The sequence below is a fragment of the Paenibacillus lautus NBRC 15380 genome (assembly GCF_004000945.1).
In the GTDB taxonomy this organism is placed as follows: Bacteria; Bacillota; Bacilli; order Paenibacillales; family Paenibacillaceae; genus Paenibacillus_AQ; species Paenibacillus_AQ lautus.
Genome location: NZ_BIMF01000001.1, coordinates 413633 through 430951 on the forward strand (window position 1 = coordinate 413633; position 17319 = coordinate 430951).

12 protein-coding genes are annotated in these 17319 nt (G+C 51.2%); 3 read left to right on the plus strand and 9 right to left on the minus strand.

Translation table 11 applies throughout. The annotated features are described in order from the left end of the window. Positions 1–21: 21 nt before the first annotated feature. Positions 22–801, minus strand: coding sequence for an AraC family transcriptional regulator (locus tag PLA01S_RS01820; RefSeq protein ID WP_127589788.1), 780 nt, complete (start codon positions 799–801; stop codon positions 22–24). 158 nt (positions 802–959) lie between these two features. On the opposite strand from PLA01S_RS01820, the gene pyk reads away from it, so the two are divergent. Further along, positions 960–2375, plus strand: coding sequence for a pyruvate kinase (gene pyk, locus PLA01S_RS01825; RefSeq protein ID WP_127589789.1), 1416 nt, complete (start codon positions 960–962; stop codon positions 2373–2375). A gap of 148 nt (positions 2376–2523) precedes the next feature. Next, positions 2524–3741, plus strand: coding sequence for an L-dopachrome tautomerase-related protein (locus tag PLA01S_RS01830; protein WP_127589790.1), 1218 nt, complete (start codon positions 2524–2526; stop codon positions 3739–3741). Between the two features lie 215 nt (positions 3742–3956). On the opposite strand, the gene PLA01S_RS01835 is transcribed toward PLA01S_RS01830, so the two are convergent. The 5 genes from PLA01S_RS01835 to PLA01S_RS01850 form a co-directional block, all read right to left on the minus strand. Continuing rightward, on the minus strand, positions 3957–4919 hold the full coding sequence (locus PLA01S_RS01835) for a phosphotransferase enzyme family protein (RefSeq protein WP_127589791.1): 963 nt from the start codon (positions 4917–4919) through the stop codon (positions 3957–3959). Positions 4920–5180: 261 nt separating this feature from the next. Then, positions 5181–5330, minus strand: a complete 150-nt coding sequence (locus PLA01S_RS33205; RefSeq protein ID WP_503826087.1) for a peptide-methionine (R)-S-oxide reductase — start codon at positions 5328–5330, stop codon at positions 5181–5183. Then, positions 5261–6181 (minus strand): peptide-methionine (S)-S-oxide reductase MsrA, encoded by a 921-nt coding sequence (gene msrA, locus PLA01S_RS32350; RefSeq protein WP_503826088.1) that lies wholly within the window; start codon positions 6179–6181, stop codon positions 5261–5263. Before msrA ends, PLA01S_RS33205 begins: the two co-directional genes overlap by 70 nt. Before the next feature lie 181 nt (positions 6182–6362). Then, entirely contained in the window at positions 6363–8957 is a 2595-nt protein-coding gene (locus tag PLA01S_RS01845; protein ID WP_246059271.1) for a glycoside hydrolase family 95 protein, read from the minus strand. A 72-nt stretch (positions 8958–9029) separates the two neighbouring features. Beyond that, on the minus strand, positions 9030–11810 hold the full coding sequence (locus PLA01S_RS01850) for a discoidin domain-containing protein (protein WP_127590087.1): 2781 nt from the start codon (positions 11808–11810) through the stop codon (positions 9030–9032). Between the two features lie 284 nt (positions 11811–12094). Between PLA01S_RS01850 and PLA01S_RS01855 the strand changes: the two genes are divergently transcribed. Next, on the plus strand, positions 12095–13912 hold the full coding sequence (locus PLA01S_RS01855; RefSeq protein ID WP_164817252.1) for a glycoside hydrolase family 97 protein: 1818 nt from the start codon (positions 12095–12097) through the stop codon (positions 13910–13912). A gap of 372 nt (positions 13913–14284) precedes the next feature. Here the strand turns inward: PLA01S_RS01855 and PLA01S_RS01860 are convergent, their stop codons facing one another. The 3 genes from PLA01S_RS01860 to PLA01S_RS01870 all read right to left on the minus strand — a co-directional run bounded on the left by PLA01S_RS01860 (position 14285) and on the right by PLA01S_RS01870 (position 17100). After that, on the minus strand, positions 14285–14956 hold the full coding sequence (locus tag PLA01S_RS01860; RefSeq protein ID WP_127589794.1) for an IS3 family transposase: 672 nt from the start codon (positions 14954–14956) through the stop codon (positions 14285–14287). 638 nt (positions 14957–15594) lie between these two features. Further along, entirely contained in the window at positions 15595–16227 is a 633-nt protein-coding gene (locus tag PLA01S_RS01865) for a hypothetical protein (RefSeq protein WP_127589795.1), read from the minus strand. A 105-nt stretch (positions 16228–16332) separates the two neighbouring features. Further along, the gene (locus PLA01S_RS01870) at positions 16333–17100 is read right to left on the minus strand and encodes a hypothetical protein (protein ID WP_127589796.1); all 768 of its coding nucleotides are present in this window, start codon (positions 17098–17100) and stop codon (positions 16333–16335) included. Positions 17101–17319: the final 219 nt, after the last annotated feature.

Below are 17319 nucleotides of genomic sequence, written 5' to 3' on the forward strand. Positions count from 1 at the left end.
TCTTTTTTACGTTGATATATCCTATACGGTTCGTGGACGCTCATGCAATAAATCCGATGGCGCGCTGCCGGTGACCCGTTTATAAATTCTATAGAAGTAGGAGAGGTCCTGATATCCGAGAAATACGGCAATCTCCTGTACCGTCAGCTGCGATTCCGTTAACAAATATACTGCCCGTTTCATCCGCTGGGCGTGCACGTACTGGCTGATGGTCTGCCCCGTCACGCTTTTAAAGAGCACCGCTGCGTAATTTGGGGTTTTGCCGATGGCATCGCCCAGCTCCTCTTTCGTTATTTTCTCACGGTAATGCCGCTCAATATAGGACTTCATCCGTTCCACATGCAAGTGCTTCTCCGGCGTGATGACGCCCTTGTCCAGCTCACGACTGATATAAATCAACACTTCTGTCAATAATGCTTCTATCATCAAGACATAATAAGATGGGCGTTCCTGCCACTGCTGATGGATCACCTTCAACCGTTCGCGGATCAACTCATAACCACCCGGTTTAAACTTCAAGGCTTCTTTCCGATCCAGCACGGATAGTTCCGTCGATGCACCTTCCGTCCATTGAACCACGATTTGCGTGTGCGTCACGGTAGGGATGCTTTTGCCATAATACGGAACACCGGCTGGAATAAGCAGCAATTCCCCTTTCTCCATAATCTGCTTATCGCCATTCACCCAATATACGCATTTTCCATATGTCATAAGGCTTAAGCGCCATGCTCTTTTCTCATTGTCAGCTTCTTCATACCAGTCGACACCACTCATTTGCCTAACTTCAACCGGAGTGATCATAACCCACCTCAATTGCAATACTATAATCCATTCATTGTACTATAGTTCATATCACGATTCGACAAGACAGGCTACAATGTGATCATTAGGGAGTTTGAATAAAGCTCGAATGCTGTAAAAAAATGAAGAGTGCAAATACAAAGGAGGAACAAACAGCCATGCTAAAAACAAAAATTATTTGTACGATGGGACCCGCGTGCGATTCCATCGAGCTGTTAAAGAACATGATTCAGGAGGGTATGACGGTCGCCCGATTGAATATGGCACACGGCGAGCCGGAGGATCACGTGATCCGAATTCGGAATGTTCGCCAAGCCGCATCCGAATTAAACACGTATGTACCCATCATGATGGACATTAAGGGACCCGAAGTACGGATCGGCAAGCTGAAAGAGGCTTCCTGCACGCTAAAGCCAGGTGAGGAGCTGATCCTGACTACCGAAGAAATTCTGGGCGATGCACACCGCATCTCGGTCAATTATGCCGAATTAAATCTAGTGGTTAAGCCGGGCGACCGTATCTTGATCGATGACGGCCTCGTGGACCTGAACGTTCTCCGCGTCGACGGACCGGACATTCTTTGCAAAATCATCAGCGGTGGCGTCCTCAAACCGCGCAAAGGCGTCAACCTGCCTGGGATCAAAACGACGCTGCCCGGGGTTACCGAACGCGACGTCATGCATATCGGGTTCGGACTGGAGAACAACATTGAGATCATTGCCGCTTCTTTCGTGCGCCATGGCGATAATATCCGGGAAATTCGCAGCATCCTGAAGGAACGCGGCGCGGAGCATGTACAGATCATCTCCAAGATCGAAAACGGAGAGGGCATGGAGAACCTCGACGACATCATTAAAGCATCCGACGGAATCATGGTTGCCCGCGGCGACCTTGGCGTCGAAGTGCCGATCGAAGAAGTGCCTATGATGCAAAAAGAAATGATCGATAAATGCAACCTGGCCGGCAAACCGGTCATCGTGGCCACGCACATGCTGGAATCGATGCAGGTCAATCCCCGTCCAACCCGCTCCGAGGTGAGCGACGTGGCTAATGCGGTGATCCAGGGCGCTGACGTTGTCATGCTCTCGGGCGAATCCGCTGCGGGCAAATATCCGGTTGAATCCGTGCGTACGATGGCGGCAGTCGCCCGCCGCGCCGAAACGATGATCGATTATAAAGACCAATTCGCTTTCAAATCCAGACAGCAAGTAGCCGATATTACGGAGGTTATTAGTCAGGGTGCGGTCAGTTCCTCCCTCGTGCTGAATGCCAAAGCTATCATTACGGCAACGGAGAGCGGATTTACGGCGCGGATGATTTCGAAGTATCGGCCAAAAGCACCGATTATCGCGGTCACGCAGCATGAAGAAGTGCTGGCCAAGATCTGCTTGCTCTCCGGCGTCATTCCGGTAAAAGGCGACAAAGTCACAACGACGGACGAAATGTTCGAATCCGCGACCCGCAATGCCATCAAGACAGGTTACATCGAAAAAGGCGACATTATCGTATTATCTGCCGGCGTGCCGATCGGTCAATCCGGTAACACGAATCTGATTAAGGTTCAGCAAGTGTAACAGGCAATCTGAAACAAGACCTCTCTCGTAAATATATTCGGCGCCAATCCATCTCTCTGGGCATATAACTAACTCAGAGGACTACGCGCGAAGGATACACTTCGCTGCCGTAATGGATGAACCGAGCATGTGATCGGGAGGTCTTGAAATGGTTGTACCGCATTATTCCATGGGGGGCCAGTGGCAGAAGCCTGCCGTCCCTCATTGTAAGCAAGTCCATGGCTATACAAGTCCGTACCAGATGCTCTTCCACTGGAACCGCCTGGACTGGAACTTCCCGAATCCTGCAATGAAGCAGCGATTCGAGGAGCATCAGCATTGGAAGCATTGCATGCCCGCAGGCGTCAAAGTAGACCGGCAGGGACGCTTCTACGTATCGGTCCCGCGCTGGGCGGAAGGCATTCCCGCTACGCTGAATACCATTGTGATGGTGAACGGCAAGCCTGTGCTGGAGGCTTTTCCAAGCTGGGAGTGGAATACGCCGGGAGATGTGCGGATGCTGCAATCCGTCCTTGGCTACGAGATCGATGAACTTCAACGGATGTGGATTCTGGATCAAGGAAAAATCGCATATGACACTTCCCCCGAAGGCTCGCAAAAGCTGGTCATCTGGGATCTCAGCGCTAACTGCCTGCTCGATTCCATTGTCATTCCGGATGATATCGCCCCGCCCCGAACGTCGTTTCTAAACGACATCGTGGTGGATAACCGAAACGGTTATGCCTATATTACCGATTCGGGCTCCGGCTGGCCGGACCATCCGCTTTATGGGGGAATCATCGTCTACAATATGAGAACGAAGGAATTTCGGCGCGTCCTCGACAGTCATTACAGTACGCAGGACGCGCCCCGTTTCCGGTTTGAGATCGATACCGAGCCGGTATACCGCAGCAAGCCGATTCGGGTCGGCGCCGATGGCATAGCACTATCCGCGGATCGCGGAACGCTATTCTACTGCCAGGTAACGGGACGCAATCTGTACGCTATCGATACAGGGCTGCTGCGGAATTTCAATATTCCCGATGCGATCATCCGGGATTCCGTTCAGACCCTGGGCAGCAAAGGAACGACAACCGACGGCATGCATGCCGACAATAAAGGCCATGTGTTCTACACCATGCTCGAAAGCAAAGGGATCGGTTACTATTCACCGTACACCCGCTCGTTCAACAAGCTGCTGTCCGACGACAGAATGCTGTGGGTAGACGGGGTGGCTTTTGACCAATGCGGCTCGATCATTTTCAACAATAACCGCCTGCACCGCATGTTCGAGGAGCCGCAGAACATCGACTGGGACGATCCTTACAATCTCATTGTATGGAGAGCCTACCTCGGGCCGGATGTGAAATCGTATTTGTATGGTTGACGTTTAAGAAAAAAGGGTTAGGCAGATCGGGCACTCATGCCCTCTGCCTAACCCTTTTGTTATATAGCTGCAATGCCTGGCCGCAGAGGCCGCAATACCGTGTCCCTACTGGCGACACGGTCACGTAAGCCTCGCAGTCAATGACCAGCGTAAGCGATGTGGTTATCCGGCTAGATCATCCCAAAGCGACTGGCTCCATCACTACTTTCGGACCTTTACCACGGCTTCCTAAACCCCTGCCTATCGTTCTCGCAGTAGCGCAGCAGCTTCATTCGAAGCCCCTCATACCAAGGGGGAACATCCGTCAAATCGCTGTCCTCCAGGGAACGCAGCACTCTGGCAAATCCATACAGCCGACCGAATCGGCGAAATCTTGAAAACTCCGCCTCCAACTCGTGATCCAAACTGCGGATGGAACGATACCCTCTCAGGAAAGCTCGTTTCTCATCCTCCGACTCGGTATCCGCAAGAGCCGTCACGATATCCATCGCAAACCAGTGGTACATGGCATCGTCAAAATCGATCACGTGGAAAGAGCGTTCCTTTGCTTTATAAAAGATATTATCCAACTGAAAGTCATAATGGATTAAGCCATACGTCTGTCTCGACGATGGCATGAACTGCAGCCAGAGGCTAACCCGGTGAAGCTCCTCTACAGCATCCTGCTCCTCGGGATGCCGCTGCAGCACCTGATCGATCGTGCGCAATACGTCCTCTGCGCTTCGCCGTCTGACGCTTCCCGGTTCGTATTGGCTGGATAGCGTATGCAGCCTCGCGAGCGATTTTCCCCAATCCTTGCACTGGGTCGCCGTGAGATTGCCATCTAATGCCATCCCTGCAGCAGCGGATAACACAACGCCGTGATAATGCCCCTCGGGCGCCTGAACCGTCTCGATCCAATTGCCGTCTAGGGACGAAACCGGCGTGACGCAAGGGTATCCGTTCTTTATCAGGTACCGCATGAATTCCAGCTCGGCCGTCATCTGCTCGACCGTGCTCTCCTCTTCATAATTAAACCTGAGGAAATATCGCTCTCCATCACGCTCAAAAACATACACAAAGTTGGAGCTGGCCCGCCAGAACTTCAGTGTTCCTTCGTCAAACTCCCAGTTGCGGATGAGCTCGCGTGCTACAGCATCTTCGCGAACACCACGAACCATCGTCGTTAACTTCATCATCTACTCTTTTTCCTCCCACTACAGCCTGAGAGGACTTCACTTCAACTTAAGTAACAAGCCCTCTCATCTGTACACCATTGTGAATATGAATCGTATTCAACAACGTCACCCCTTTCCGCACTAGACGCAAGCATGAGTCTTGCCTAATAGGTATTGTACAGGAGCCATATGTGGAGTGGATGGGAGAGAACAAGTATAGGGGAAGTTTACGAAGAACATGGGGACCGACATATTGACGAAAACGGTATCTGCCGGCCTGCTCTACTCAAACAGCCGCGCGAATTCACCGTACCCTTCCCGAGCCATCTCCCCCTCCGGCACAAAACGCAGCGCCGCAGAGTTTATCTGGTAATGCAAGCCGCCAGGCGGAGGCCCGTCATGGTACAGGTGACCGAGGTAAGAGCCGGACAATCTGCCATAGAGCGCGCGGTACGTACCTTGCCGCCGCGAAGATCTCCTTTTTTGCTGATATATCCCTCATGCAGAGGTTTCATAAAAGCCGGCAATCCCGTTCGGGCGTCATATTGGTCGGTTGAGCTGAATAACGGGTCTCCGTTCACCACGTCCACGTAAATCCCCCGGCTTTTGTTATTCCAATACGTATTATCATAAGCAGGCTCATCCAAGCCTTTTTGTGTCACTGCATACTGGAGCGTGGTTAGACGTCCCTCCAGTTCTGCCTTGTCCTGTTTCCGATTCCAATGCCGCTCGGCAAAAGAAGCTCGGCCGGAGCCCTCATAATACCGGTTGTAGTCATAACGGTGGGTATTATAGTAATTCTGGTGAAGATCCTCTGCGGGATAAAAGGGCCCTGCCGGCAGGATCGGTGTCACGATCTTTCCCTTAAACCGCCCGCTTTGCTGCAGTTCTCGCTTGGAGGCTTCCGCCTGCGCGCGCTGCTCTTCATGATGAACAAAAATCGCAGTCCGGTACGACGCCCCGCGGTCCATGAACTGGCCTTCCGCATCCGTTGGATCAATCAGGCGCCAGTAGATGTCCAGGAGCCTTGTGTACGGGAACACATCCGGTTCAAACCGGATTTGCACAGCTTCGTAATGACCCGTCGTCTCCGTTCCCACTTCTTCATAGGTTGGATCCTCCGTATGGCCGCCCGTGTAACCCGAAACCAAGGAAAGGATACCGGGAAGCTCGTCAAACGGCTTAACCATGCACCAGAAACACCCGCCCGCAAACGTCGCCAATTGCGTCTTTCCACTTGCATGATTCAAGGCAGTCCCCCCTTTCATGTTTGTCTGTTTCATTATGATACTAGTGTAGTCTTGAGGACTCAATCGCAGCAAGTATCATTACTTTTCACTAGTATTTTGTGCAATCGATCCGTTATTGAGGTCTAGGATTTCTCCTCCAAGATCAAGTCAGGAATGAGAAAGTAACCCACTTAGGCGCCAACTTTAGGAGTGGGTTACTTTCGTCGTTATCACATTATATTTGTTCCCCCACAGACCTTCCCCAGCTACAGCTGGCACCCTGCTGCATCAAGAACGAGTAGCAATACGCTCCTCCGGATATCGTGGCACTCGTCAGCATAACCTCTCCAAGCCGTTTCTCCTCTATGAGGACAAGCGATGAACGGGACCATAGCCTGCATTCGCCCGCCTTATCGGCGCGAATCTTCACCTCGGTCAGTTCACCTTCCTCCCAGCACATGTTGACAACAAAGCCGCCGCGGGCACGAAGCCCCTTCACCTCACCGCTGCTCCACTGCGGGGGCAGGGCCGGGAGCAGCCTTAACTCTCCCGAATGCGACTGCAGCAGCATTTCGGCAACGCCGGCAATCCCGCCGAAATTACCGTCGATTTGAAAAGGCGGGTGGCAATCCAGCAGATTCGGATAAGTTGAAGAAGCCAGCAAATTCACAAGATGCTCGTGCGCTTCCGCGTCCCGCTGCAGCCTGGCATAATAATTGATGATCCAGGCCCGGCTCCAGCCGGTATGGCCGCCGCCATTGGCAAGTCGTCGCTCCAAGGTCTTGTTCGCTGCCTCGGCAAGCTCAGGTGACTGAACGGGGTCAATTTGCTCTCCCGGATACAGGGCGAACAGCTGCGAGATGTGCCGGTGTCCGGGATCGGCCTCCTCGTAATCATCCAGCCACTCCATGATCCCTCCATGCCTTCCAATCCGCGGTGCTGGAATTTCTTGCAGCGCCGTTTGAAGCTCTTCAAGGAAGGTGTCCTCATCTTCGATAAGCTGGCCTGCCTCCAGACAGGCCCGAAACAAGGCCGTCGCAATCTGCGCATCCATAGCGGGTCCCATGCAGAGGCTGCCGACGGCTCCGTTCGGAAGCACAAATCGGTTCTCCGGCGAAACGGAAGGTCCGGTTATTCGTCTCCCTTCCTCATCCACAGTCATATAATCCAGCAGGAATATCGCCGCTTCCTTCATGACCGGATACGCTCGTTCCCGCAGGAAATCCGCATCCCCGCCAAACCGGTAATGCTCCCATAGATGTAGGCACAGCCAGGCGGCTCCCATCGGCCATACGGTACAGGTCATCAATATTCCTTCAGGCCGGGTCTCTCCCCAGAGATTGGTATTGTGATGAGCTGCGAAGCCACGGCAGCCATACATCTCGCGAGCCGTGTTCCGGCCATTCGGGAGCATGCGGTGAATCAGGTCAAACAGCGGCTCGTGGCATTCCGCCAGGCCCAGCAGCTCTGCCGGCCAATAGTTCATCTGAATATTCACATTGATTGTATACTTCGACTCCCAGGGCGGGGTGAAGCTGTCATTCCATATGCCCTGCAGGTTCGCTGCGAGAGATCCGGGTCTGGAGCAGGAGATGAGCAAATAGCGCCCGTACTGTACGTATAGGGCAATCAATTCGGGATCGCTGTTTTCCGCAGAGGCACCTTCCGTCTTCACTCTATCCTTCAGCAGATTCAGCCGCTTATCGGTAGACAGGGATGATAGATCGTCTTCCGCTCGGTTCGGAGTTTCAACTTGATCTGAACCAAAGAGTCGGTCCTGCCCATTCGGAATGATATTTCCACTTTCGGTTAAGCCCGCTCGATTCACATCCCTCTTACTGGAACCGAGAGTTAGCGAGAAGCGTTCAAACTTCTCCCGATATTCCTCCAAATGACGGCTTTCCAGCTGTTCGAACGACATGCCTGCCGCACGATCCAGCTGTTCCAGACATGCCTGGCCCGGCTGCTGACACCGAAAGGTCGTCTGGGCTGACAGCAGCAGCGTAACCGAATTCGTCCCTTCAACCGAGAGAAAATCACCGATGGTTCGTACGTTTCCTCCCTCAGCGACAGCACGCAGCGCCGTGCAGAAGGAGATGCCGTCCGCGCCGCATTCGCCCTTCATCAGCAAGGTATCGTGCCCTAACGACTCCGTTCCGCTGTCAAAAGGACGTCGCATCAGGTTCGCTGCAAACGTCAACGCCCCCGGCCGATCGGCAAACAGGCGAACAACCATCACGCCATCCGGAGCACTGGCAAAATACTGCCTGCGATAGCCTATGCCGCGCGAAGAATAGGTTATAGTCACCATGGACCGCTCCAAATCCAGCTCTCGCTCGTAATGCTCCACCGCTTCCTCCGCACCCAGGAACTTGAGCAGCAGATCGCCCAGCGGCTGGTAGGGCTGCTCGTATTTCGGGGATGAAGTCATCGCCATCCGGGCCAGATACTCGGCCTCGCCCTGACGTCCATCCCGCAGCATCTGCCTGATCTCGCTCAAATATTCGGTGGCGTCAGGGTTGGCCCCCCTTCCCGGACCACCATACCAGAGGGAGTCTTCGTTGAGCTGCACCCGCTCAAGCGAGGTCCTGCCAAAAATCATGCCGCCCAAGCGCCCATTCCCGATGGGCAATGCCTCATTCCACTCCGCAGCCGGGGAAGCGTACCATAACCGCAAACGCCGACTTTCAGATGTGTCAGGCTGCCGCCATGCGGTTCCATCACCTACCGCTTCGATCTTGCCGTACTGCCCTGCACGATCAAGCTCCGTATGATGCCTCCTGCGAGTACGCTCCGTATTTCTTCCTGTCTTCTCCCTCTCCACCTTCATACACATCTCCTTCTTCGCGAAGAAGGGGACGATCAGCGTTTCCCCTGATAATCCCCTGTTCGCTATATAGAATTAAGGCTGCTCTGGTGTATCGATCGCACCGCCGCCCACAGGCGTACGGGCCAGATTATCCACCGCTTGCTGACCCAGACGATCCTTCAACTGCTGGACGAATAGGCTCTGGAGCGCGACATGCCGGTCGGGGTATTCCCAATAGCCGTCCTCACGCGGTCTTGAATCATAATCGTTTGGAACGAGCGGTTTCACGTTCAAACCGTCTTCAGTCGGGATGTGTCCGATGACATAGTTTTGTGCCGTTGGAGGCTTCTGCGCAACAAGCCCGCCTTCGGTATTCCACATGACGTAATTCGCTCCCGCCCAGCCATGGCCGCTGCCCAGCCATCCGCGGTCGCGGACGCTGATACGCGCACTGACGTTGTCGTACAGACCGCCCGTGGACCAGCGGTGGTGCGGCTCGCTCGTATTGTATTCGCGAGTGGCCTTATTGTCGTACATGACATTCGGTCCTTGTACCCGGCTCTCAATGACATAAGCATGACGTGAAGTTTCCGTATAATTGCGCTGCACCAGATTTAATTGCCCCTGGATGAAAAAGCTGTAACGACGACCGCCGGTAATCACGCTGACCATGTCGTACATTTCGCTGTCCTGCACGGTGACCCACTTGGCCTGCCGCCCGACCTGCACCAAGGCGTAGGAGAAATGGTAGCCGTCCACCTCGCGCACCCAGGCATTCTTCACGCTGTTCATCATAATGAAGCGCTCCGCATGTGCCTCATCGGAATAATACGGGGCATCCAGAACATCGTTATCCATCTTGGTATCGGTCTTGCTCGGATCAAAATCGGATATGGCGCGCATGTTCTCGATCCCAACCTGTTCGATTCGAGATTCATCCGTCGCCTTGAACAGCTTGCCTCCACCCCATTGACGTTCAATGGCATTCGCTAATGGAGCATCCACCGTAATCCGGTTGCCGTCGATGGCCGTAATGACGCGGTCAAAATCCAGATTGAACGGGGACCACTGCTGCGTTCCCCCGGTCCCTGGCCGCATGTAGATATGATCCATGCCGATCTCATGAATCCAGCGGTCATTACCGATTCTTCGAACAATGACGGAATCGCCCACCTGATATGCCGAGGCATTCTGCACATGGAACGATCGCGATCCTGCCGGAACGTACAGATCCTGGATGTCCGTCTCAGTCCCGTCAACAATCGCCGCACCATTCGTTCCACCGACAACGATCAAATTTCTGGCCGTTGTTCCCGTGCCGCGGATGATGGTGCCGTCCTCACTCTTGCCTTCACCCCGCAGCACGACCCCGCTGGCCTGAATGTTCAGGGAACCGCCGACCAGATATGTGCCTTTCTTCAGCAGCACCGCCCCCCGGAACCCATCTGCGTCACGCGGCAGCCGGGACACCTCATCAATCGCCGCTTGCAGCATCGCCGTATCATCCCCGCCGGTCGGCTGTACGGCAATCCTTGCCTGAACGTCGGGTATTTTCACACCGCCACCCATATAACCGACGTTCGAGAAATCGATGATCCGGTTTCCTTTATAATCGGGGACATATACCATCCTTCCGTCTTTTCCGGTATAGGCGATGTGGCTCTGACCGTCAGGAATTCCCTTCTTGGGCATGACGGTATAAAACAAGCTGTCGAAGTAGGTTCCCCCGTCTGTGGTTTGGAAAGTCATCCGCACCTCGTACGTGCCCGGTACCTTCATCCCACCCGGAAGCGTTATCGATTGCGTTACCCCTGCCTGCAGCGCCTTCGTGCCCAGCGAACCTCTGGATTGACCGTCCTTGAACCATCTGGCGGATACGGTTCCATCCCTATTCGGAGCGATGGTTACGACTGGCAGCTCCTCGCCATCACCCAAGATCGCCGCCTCGCCAATCTTCTGGACCAACGTCGTATGCGTGAACGAGCTGAAGGCAATGTATTTCGCATCCTGGAACTCCTGATCATCCTTCACCACAATCCAGAAATCCGGCGTACGTATCGCTTGACCGTTGATGGTGGTTTCTGCATATAACCGGGTCGCGCCTACCTTGACCCCCGTTACCGAGCCTTCGGAAGTAACCGCAGCGCTGGTTCCCACGGCGTGATATTGAACCTGGTCTTGAGGCAGCGAAATCCATTCCCCGTTCCCGCGTTTGCCGCGCGCCTCCACGGCAGATGTGCCTCCAATGTCCAATGTCAGTTCCTCATTGTTGTTATAAGGGGTTCCATCCGGCTTCACGAAGGCCATCTCCGTTACATCGGACGGGATTCCTTGATCTCCATCCTGCATATAAAGCTCCAACTCCTTAAGCTGAACATTGAGATTTCGGCTTAGCTGCAGCGATACCCGAATTTGGGAAGCGCTTACGGAATCAAAGGTGATCGATTCCTGACCGTCCGCTCGAATACCCTCGTTCTTCGTGTAGGCTCTGGTCCAAGACTCACCGTCACGGGAGTAATCGATCTCGATACTTCCCAAATGATCTCCTCGGTTTAAATCCAGGACGACCTGGTTCAAGGACTGCTCACTCCCCAGATCCACCTGTATGTATACACTCATGTCCTCACGGTCTGTGCTCGCCGGCTGCCAGTAGGTATCACGACTGCCGTCAATGGCCTTCACGGCTTCACGCCCGCTGATCTCGGAACTGGCCGTTGCCTGCTTATTCAAAGCCAGGTTGACCCGCTCCATGGCATCCGGTACAGCCGTTTCCCCATGTACTGGCGGATTGCCGAACGAAAACAGCAGAATACCCAGCAGCAGTATGAGCCCTCCTCTTCTTACCTGCCTGTTACGCTTGCGTACCTGTCTCATCAATCATCACCCATCCTTTGTCATAAGTAGTGATTACGATCCACCCGCGATTACATGTGCCCTCCTTTCAAACGCCTCTTGATATGCTTCTATGATAAAACAGCGGCTGCTCGCCGGACCATGCCGTAACTTGCGGAATGGCCGTGTTTTTTTATGGAGTAACACAACGTAAGAAAACACAACCCGGAGCGAACGGAGCCGTATGCTAAGCCTTTGCATTGTCCGTTACAATGAGGCTGCAATGGATACGTCATTCTTGGAGCGACAAGGAAGGAGTTTCGTTTATGGATCATGAGCTATCCCAGTCTCTGTCAGCGCCGTTTCATGCACAGCTTCATTCACCTGACGGGAATCTGCAGATCACACTGGAACAGGAGCCTAACGGCCCCCTTTTTTACACGGTGATGAACAACCGGTATCGCGTTCTTGAAAGGTCGCCGCTCGGGCTGATCACCGACCAATACAAACTTCAACAAGGCATACGTATACAAGGGGTGGAGCACAACACGATCACGGAGCGTTACGAGCTTGTGACCGGCAAGCAAAAATCGCAGTCTTACGAAGCAAACGAGTTGGTACTTTCGACTTCGGTAGAGAATCATCAGGTGAGGATCCGTTTCCGTGCTTTTCATGACGGCGTCGCATACCGGTATGAGCTGCAAGGAGAAGGAGATATTCGTTTCGAGAACGAGCTCTCCGGCTTCCATCTGCCGGAGGACCGGATGCTCAACGTCTGGGCTCAGCCGTTCATGCGGTGTTATGAACGAACCTATGACCATGCCATGCCGGATCATCTTCGGGGAGGGCATTTCGGTTTCCCGCTGCTGGTCCAATCGGCAGAGGATCATTGGCTGCTGCTGACTGAAGCAGCTGTGGACGGGGGATATGGCGCCAGTCATCTCGAAGCGGATGAGCAAGACGGCCGGAAGCTCCGCATCGCTTACGCCCCGGATCAGGAAACGCCGATTGCCGCCAAGCTTCCGCTCTCGACGCCCTGGCGTGTCATGGTCATCGGATCGCTCGGGGATCTGGTGTCTTCATCGCTGACGACTCATTTATGTCCCCCGCCCGTGCTGGAAGACACCTCTTGGATCTCTCCTGGCAGAGCGGCCTGGTCCTGGTACGCGGAAGGCGATTCCTGCGGCGATATGGACATTCAACGGCAGCATGTGGATTTTGCCGCCGAGATGGGATGGGAATACAGCGTCGTGGACGGCGGCTGGGAGGGTGTGCTGGATGCGCCTCAACTCATCCGTTACGCGAAGTCGCGCGGCGTCGGCATCTGGCTGTGGACGCATTATAAAGGGCTGAACACGGAGGAACTCCGTGAGGACAAATTACGCCTGTGGGCATCCTGGGGCGCCGTTGGCATCAAGGTCGACTTCTTCGACAGCGACAACCAGGAGACGCTCCAGATCTATGATGCCATTGCGGAATCCGCTGCCATGCATCGGCTGATGGTCAATTTTCATGGATCCACCAAACCAAGCGGCGAGCACCGGACATGGCCTCACGTGATGACAAGAGAAGGTGTTTACGGTGCGGAATACTACCGGGCACAGAGTGAAGGGCCTAATGCGGTTCATCTCTGTACCTTGCCGTTTACGCGGAACGTGATCGGGTCCATGGACTTTACGCCGGTCACGTTCAGCAGGCGGACCAACACGACCCAAGGGCTTCAGCTGGCCCTGGCCATTCTCTTCGAGTCCGGCATCCAGCACTATGCGGATGCGATCTCGGTATTCGCCGATCATCCGGGCAAGCCGCTGCTGGCCGCCGTTCCGGCCGTCTGGGATGAGACTCGGCTGCTGGAAGGTTATCCGGGCCGATTCGTTACGATAGCAAGACGATCGGGTGCGGAATGGTTTGTCGCCTCCATCTGTGCCGCAGGAGGACGAGACGTCCACATTCCGCTGGATTTCCTTGAGGACCACCAAGCCTATCAAGCCGTGATCTATCAGGAACAGGCGGAAGCGGACGAATATCGATATCGTTCCGTTCTTCCTCCCATTGAGGTTCACACGGAAACGCGCTGCGCCAAGGATACCATCAAAATACGTCTCAAGGTGTACGGCGGCGTATCCATCCATCTCACGCCGTAAGCGGAGAACAAGTAAGTCTTGCGAGATAAGAAGGGGAAGCCTCTGAAGGTTATACCTATTACTTTAAAAAGCACAAGGTCTGACCCCTTCCAGATGGTTTTGTGCATTACCCAGCCCAATTTGCTGAAGATGCGCTTTGGAACAACAAATACTCTATATTTATCACAGGGCAAGGGCATGTGAATCCTATCACCCTTTATCGAACTTGGTCCCATCTCTCTTGCTGATCTACTCCTCATTTCGTTTAGAAGTGAATAAGAAGTTCTTTGAATTTTTTGGTGTAATATTCGTTGTATCCATGTCCGCCGCTAATGACCACATAGCTGCTATTGAACTTACCCCTGTCAAGTAGACAGCCTTAAAAAAGCAGCCTTAAGCAACCTTAGTTCGGTACACAACCGGACTAAGGTTGTTTAGTTTTTGTTGAAAACGTTCGTGGTTGTAAAAATGGATATATCGTTCAATCGCCTTAACGAGCTCTTCCTTGGTCGAGAAGGTGTCGAGTGGAAGACATTCTGATTTCAGGTGTCCAAAGAAGCTCTCGATACAAGCGTTATCCCAGCAGTTTCCCTTACGCGACATACTCGCTTTCATTTTCTTGCGCTTCAAATAGGCACGGTAATCCTTGTGGGTATACTGGAAGCCTTGGTCGCTGTGGAGCAGTTGGTTGGTTACTTTGCGTTTATGTACAGCTGCTTGTATGGTCTCCAGCACAAGCTTTAAATTGTTGTGGCGTCCGATTCGAAAGGCAACCACCTCGTTGTTATACAGGTCAAAAATAACCGACAGGTACAGAAAGCGAGAGCCGATTGGCAGATAGGTCACATCGGTGCCCCATTTCGTATTGGGTGCCGTGGCGTTGAAATCCCGATTTAGCACATTGGTTGAGGTAATCCCGGCCTCCCGACGGCCAAAGTATGATTTCCTTCGCCTAATACGTGCACGAATCCCCAGTTCTTTCATCAGCCGGTACACACGCTTATGGTTGACGTTCAAGCCAAGGGTTTTCTTTAGCCAGACACAAACCCGTGGGTATCCGTAAATGCCCTTTAGCTGGGTACTTCTCTTTCAGAGCTTGCTCTTCGATTAGTTTGGGGGTTGGATCTGAAGGATGTAATTAAGGCTATCGAGAATGGAAAACCGGATAATCTAAAAGCTGAAAAAAGCCCTAACGAATCATAAGAGAAATTTAACAAAAAGTGAACAGCGATTGTCTTTAAAAAGATCAATCGTTCGCTTTTTTATGTTGTTTAAATATGTTTGTAGCAGCTAGCCAGTGTTGCGTTGAAGGGTGGTTCGTTACCCTCTACTTTAAAGTAAGGCGCCGCGGACTGACGTCTTCTGTTCGTTTCAAGCCCACAAAAAAAAGGCCGCCCATTATCGAACGGGTCCCTAGAGTTTATCTAAACCATTATGTTGGCGAATAGAAAATCGCAGTAAGCCGTCAAGGGCGACGAGCAATAGCGGAGGGAGGATGTTTTTCCCGAACTGAGCATATGGCGCAGTGGACGAAGCGAACCCTTGACGAGCGGTTCCCAGCTCCAACCCTATCAGCTGTCCGGAACCTTGTGTTCGGGAACCTGCCTCGAGGGAGCCTCCCCGTGATCGGGGAGGTTTAGAGGGGGGGCAGAATGGGAGGGCAGAGGGCACAAGTCCTTTGTATTTCTTTTATGGTGAAATCCTTAATTATCAATTAAATCTATAACTTCGGAAATTTCTTTGTTTAACGATGAAATTGCAGTCGCGTATTCTGATTTCGTAACAAATTCCTTAGGATGACTCGTAATATTATACAAACTCACATCTTTTGTAGATTCTGAAGTTAATTGAGTACTTATATTCGTTAGTAATACCTTTATTCCCCCCCAATTTTCAGGGAGCTTTGAGTTGTTTCGTTGAGTAAAGAAATATCTATTTAACTTATATATCATAGTTTGTAAATTTTTATTCGTTTCAACAATGTTATTAAGTTCATGATTATACTCATTGTTGTCCAATTTTTTTATAAACACTTCTAAACTAGAATAATAATCAGTACTGATTCCTATTAAAAATCCCTGTGAAAATAAGTATGCTTCATTTGGTTTACTATACTTATCATTTTCTAGCTCCAATAAAAATCTATAGGTACTTTGAATACGACTCGAATAATCAGTAAATATATTGTAGTTATTTTCTATTTCGTAGATCGGTTGAGAAGTTACAAGGGGGTTGTTCCCATTGATTCGGTTGGATATAAAAAATTGTATTAGATTTGAAAGCAATACAACTACAGTAGTAATTAAAATACACCTAATTAAGTATCTTTTTTTCAATTTGTAAGGTCTCCTCTTTTTATGAAATTTTATTCTAAATAAAAAATAAAGTAAACGGAAAATTTATTTTCCCATTTACTTTATTATACTAATTCTGTATAAATTTTAAAGTGTAACAGAAGCAGTAGCAGCTGTTGGCCAGTAGGTTTCATTTTGTATTGTAGTTATGGAATAACTCACGCCTACATCAAGTGGGTTACCCCATGACCATTTTGCTGTTCCTGAGTATGTTGATGTGTTTTTATTTACATAATAAGTATGAGTATATTTTGCAGCTGTTGTAGTTTGTCCTGTTCCTTTTGCAGATAATTTTGCATATCCACTGACTACCGATACATTTTCACCATCAAAGTTATCGTAGATGTTAAATAGTATTGTTCCTGCGTTTCTTTGATCAGCATCAGCTAACCACATATTCCTATTGGTTACTCCATTCGCAACGTAATCAAACTTTTTAGGATCCCAATTAATAGAAACTAAATCGTATGAGGCAGGATAGGGTTCATAAGTAGCATTTGCAGGTAGCGTTGCTTTCTTTTCAACTTGTACCCAGGCGTAGTATCTTCCACTGTCTTTTGTAATATAGTTTCTAAGAACTCTTAATGAAGGATCTAGTGCCTGAGGAGAAATGTCACTAACTTCATTTCCTCTATTATCTACAATCACTGAATCGCTCGCCAATACTTCAATTCCTTTTGAGTTTAAAAATTGTATAACCTCCTCGTTTGTGGCACCGTTTTCTCTCATTTGATCGACTTGCTGTATTGTTTCGCCAAAGCTTTCATCACCTTGCGCTTCATCTGCACTAGCAACTCCTGCAAAGCTACATAAAATCAAAGAGATGGCCAACAAAACAAGCTTAAACTTCTTCATAATCTTCCTCCTTATTGTATAATTTAGTAGATAGTTTACATTTATTATCATATATTACCATAATAAAAAATGTAAATGATTTCTTGTTAAATAATTTAACTTGTAACATAGTCAAATATTTTGTGTAGAAGAAATAGCGGTTCTACATAACACGGGCCACTGCTCGAAGCTCCCAAATGAAGATCCTTGCGGTCTTGATCGATATAATCCTCCCGGCGT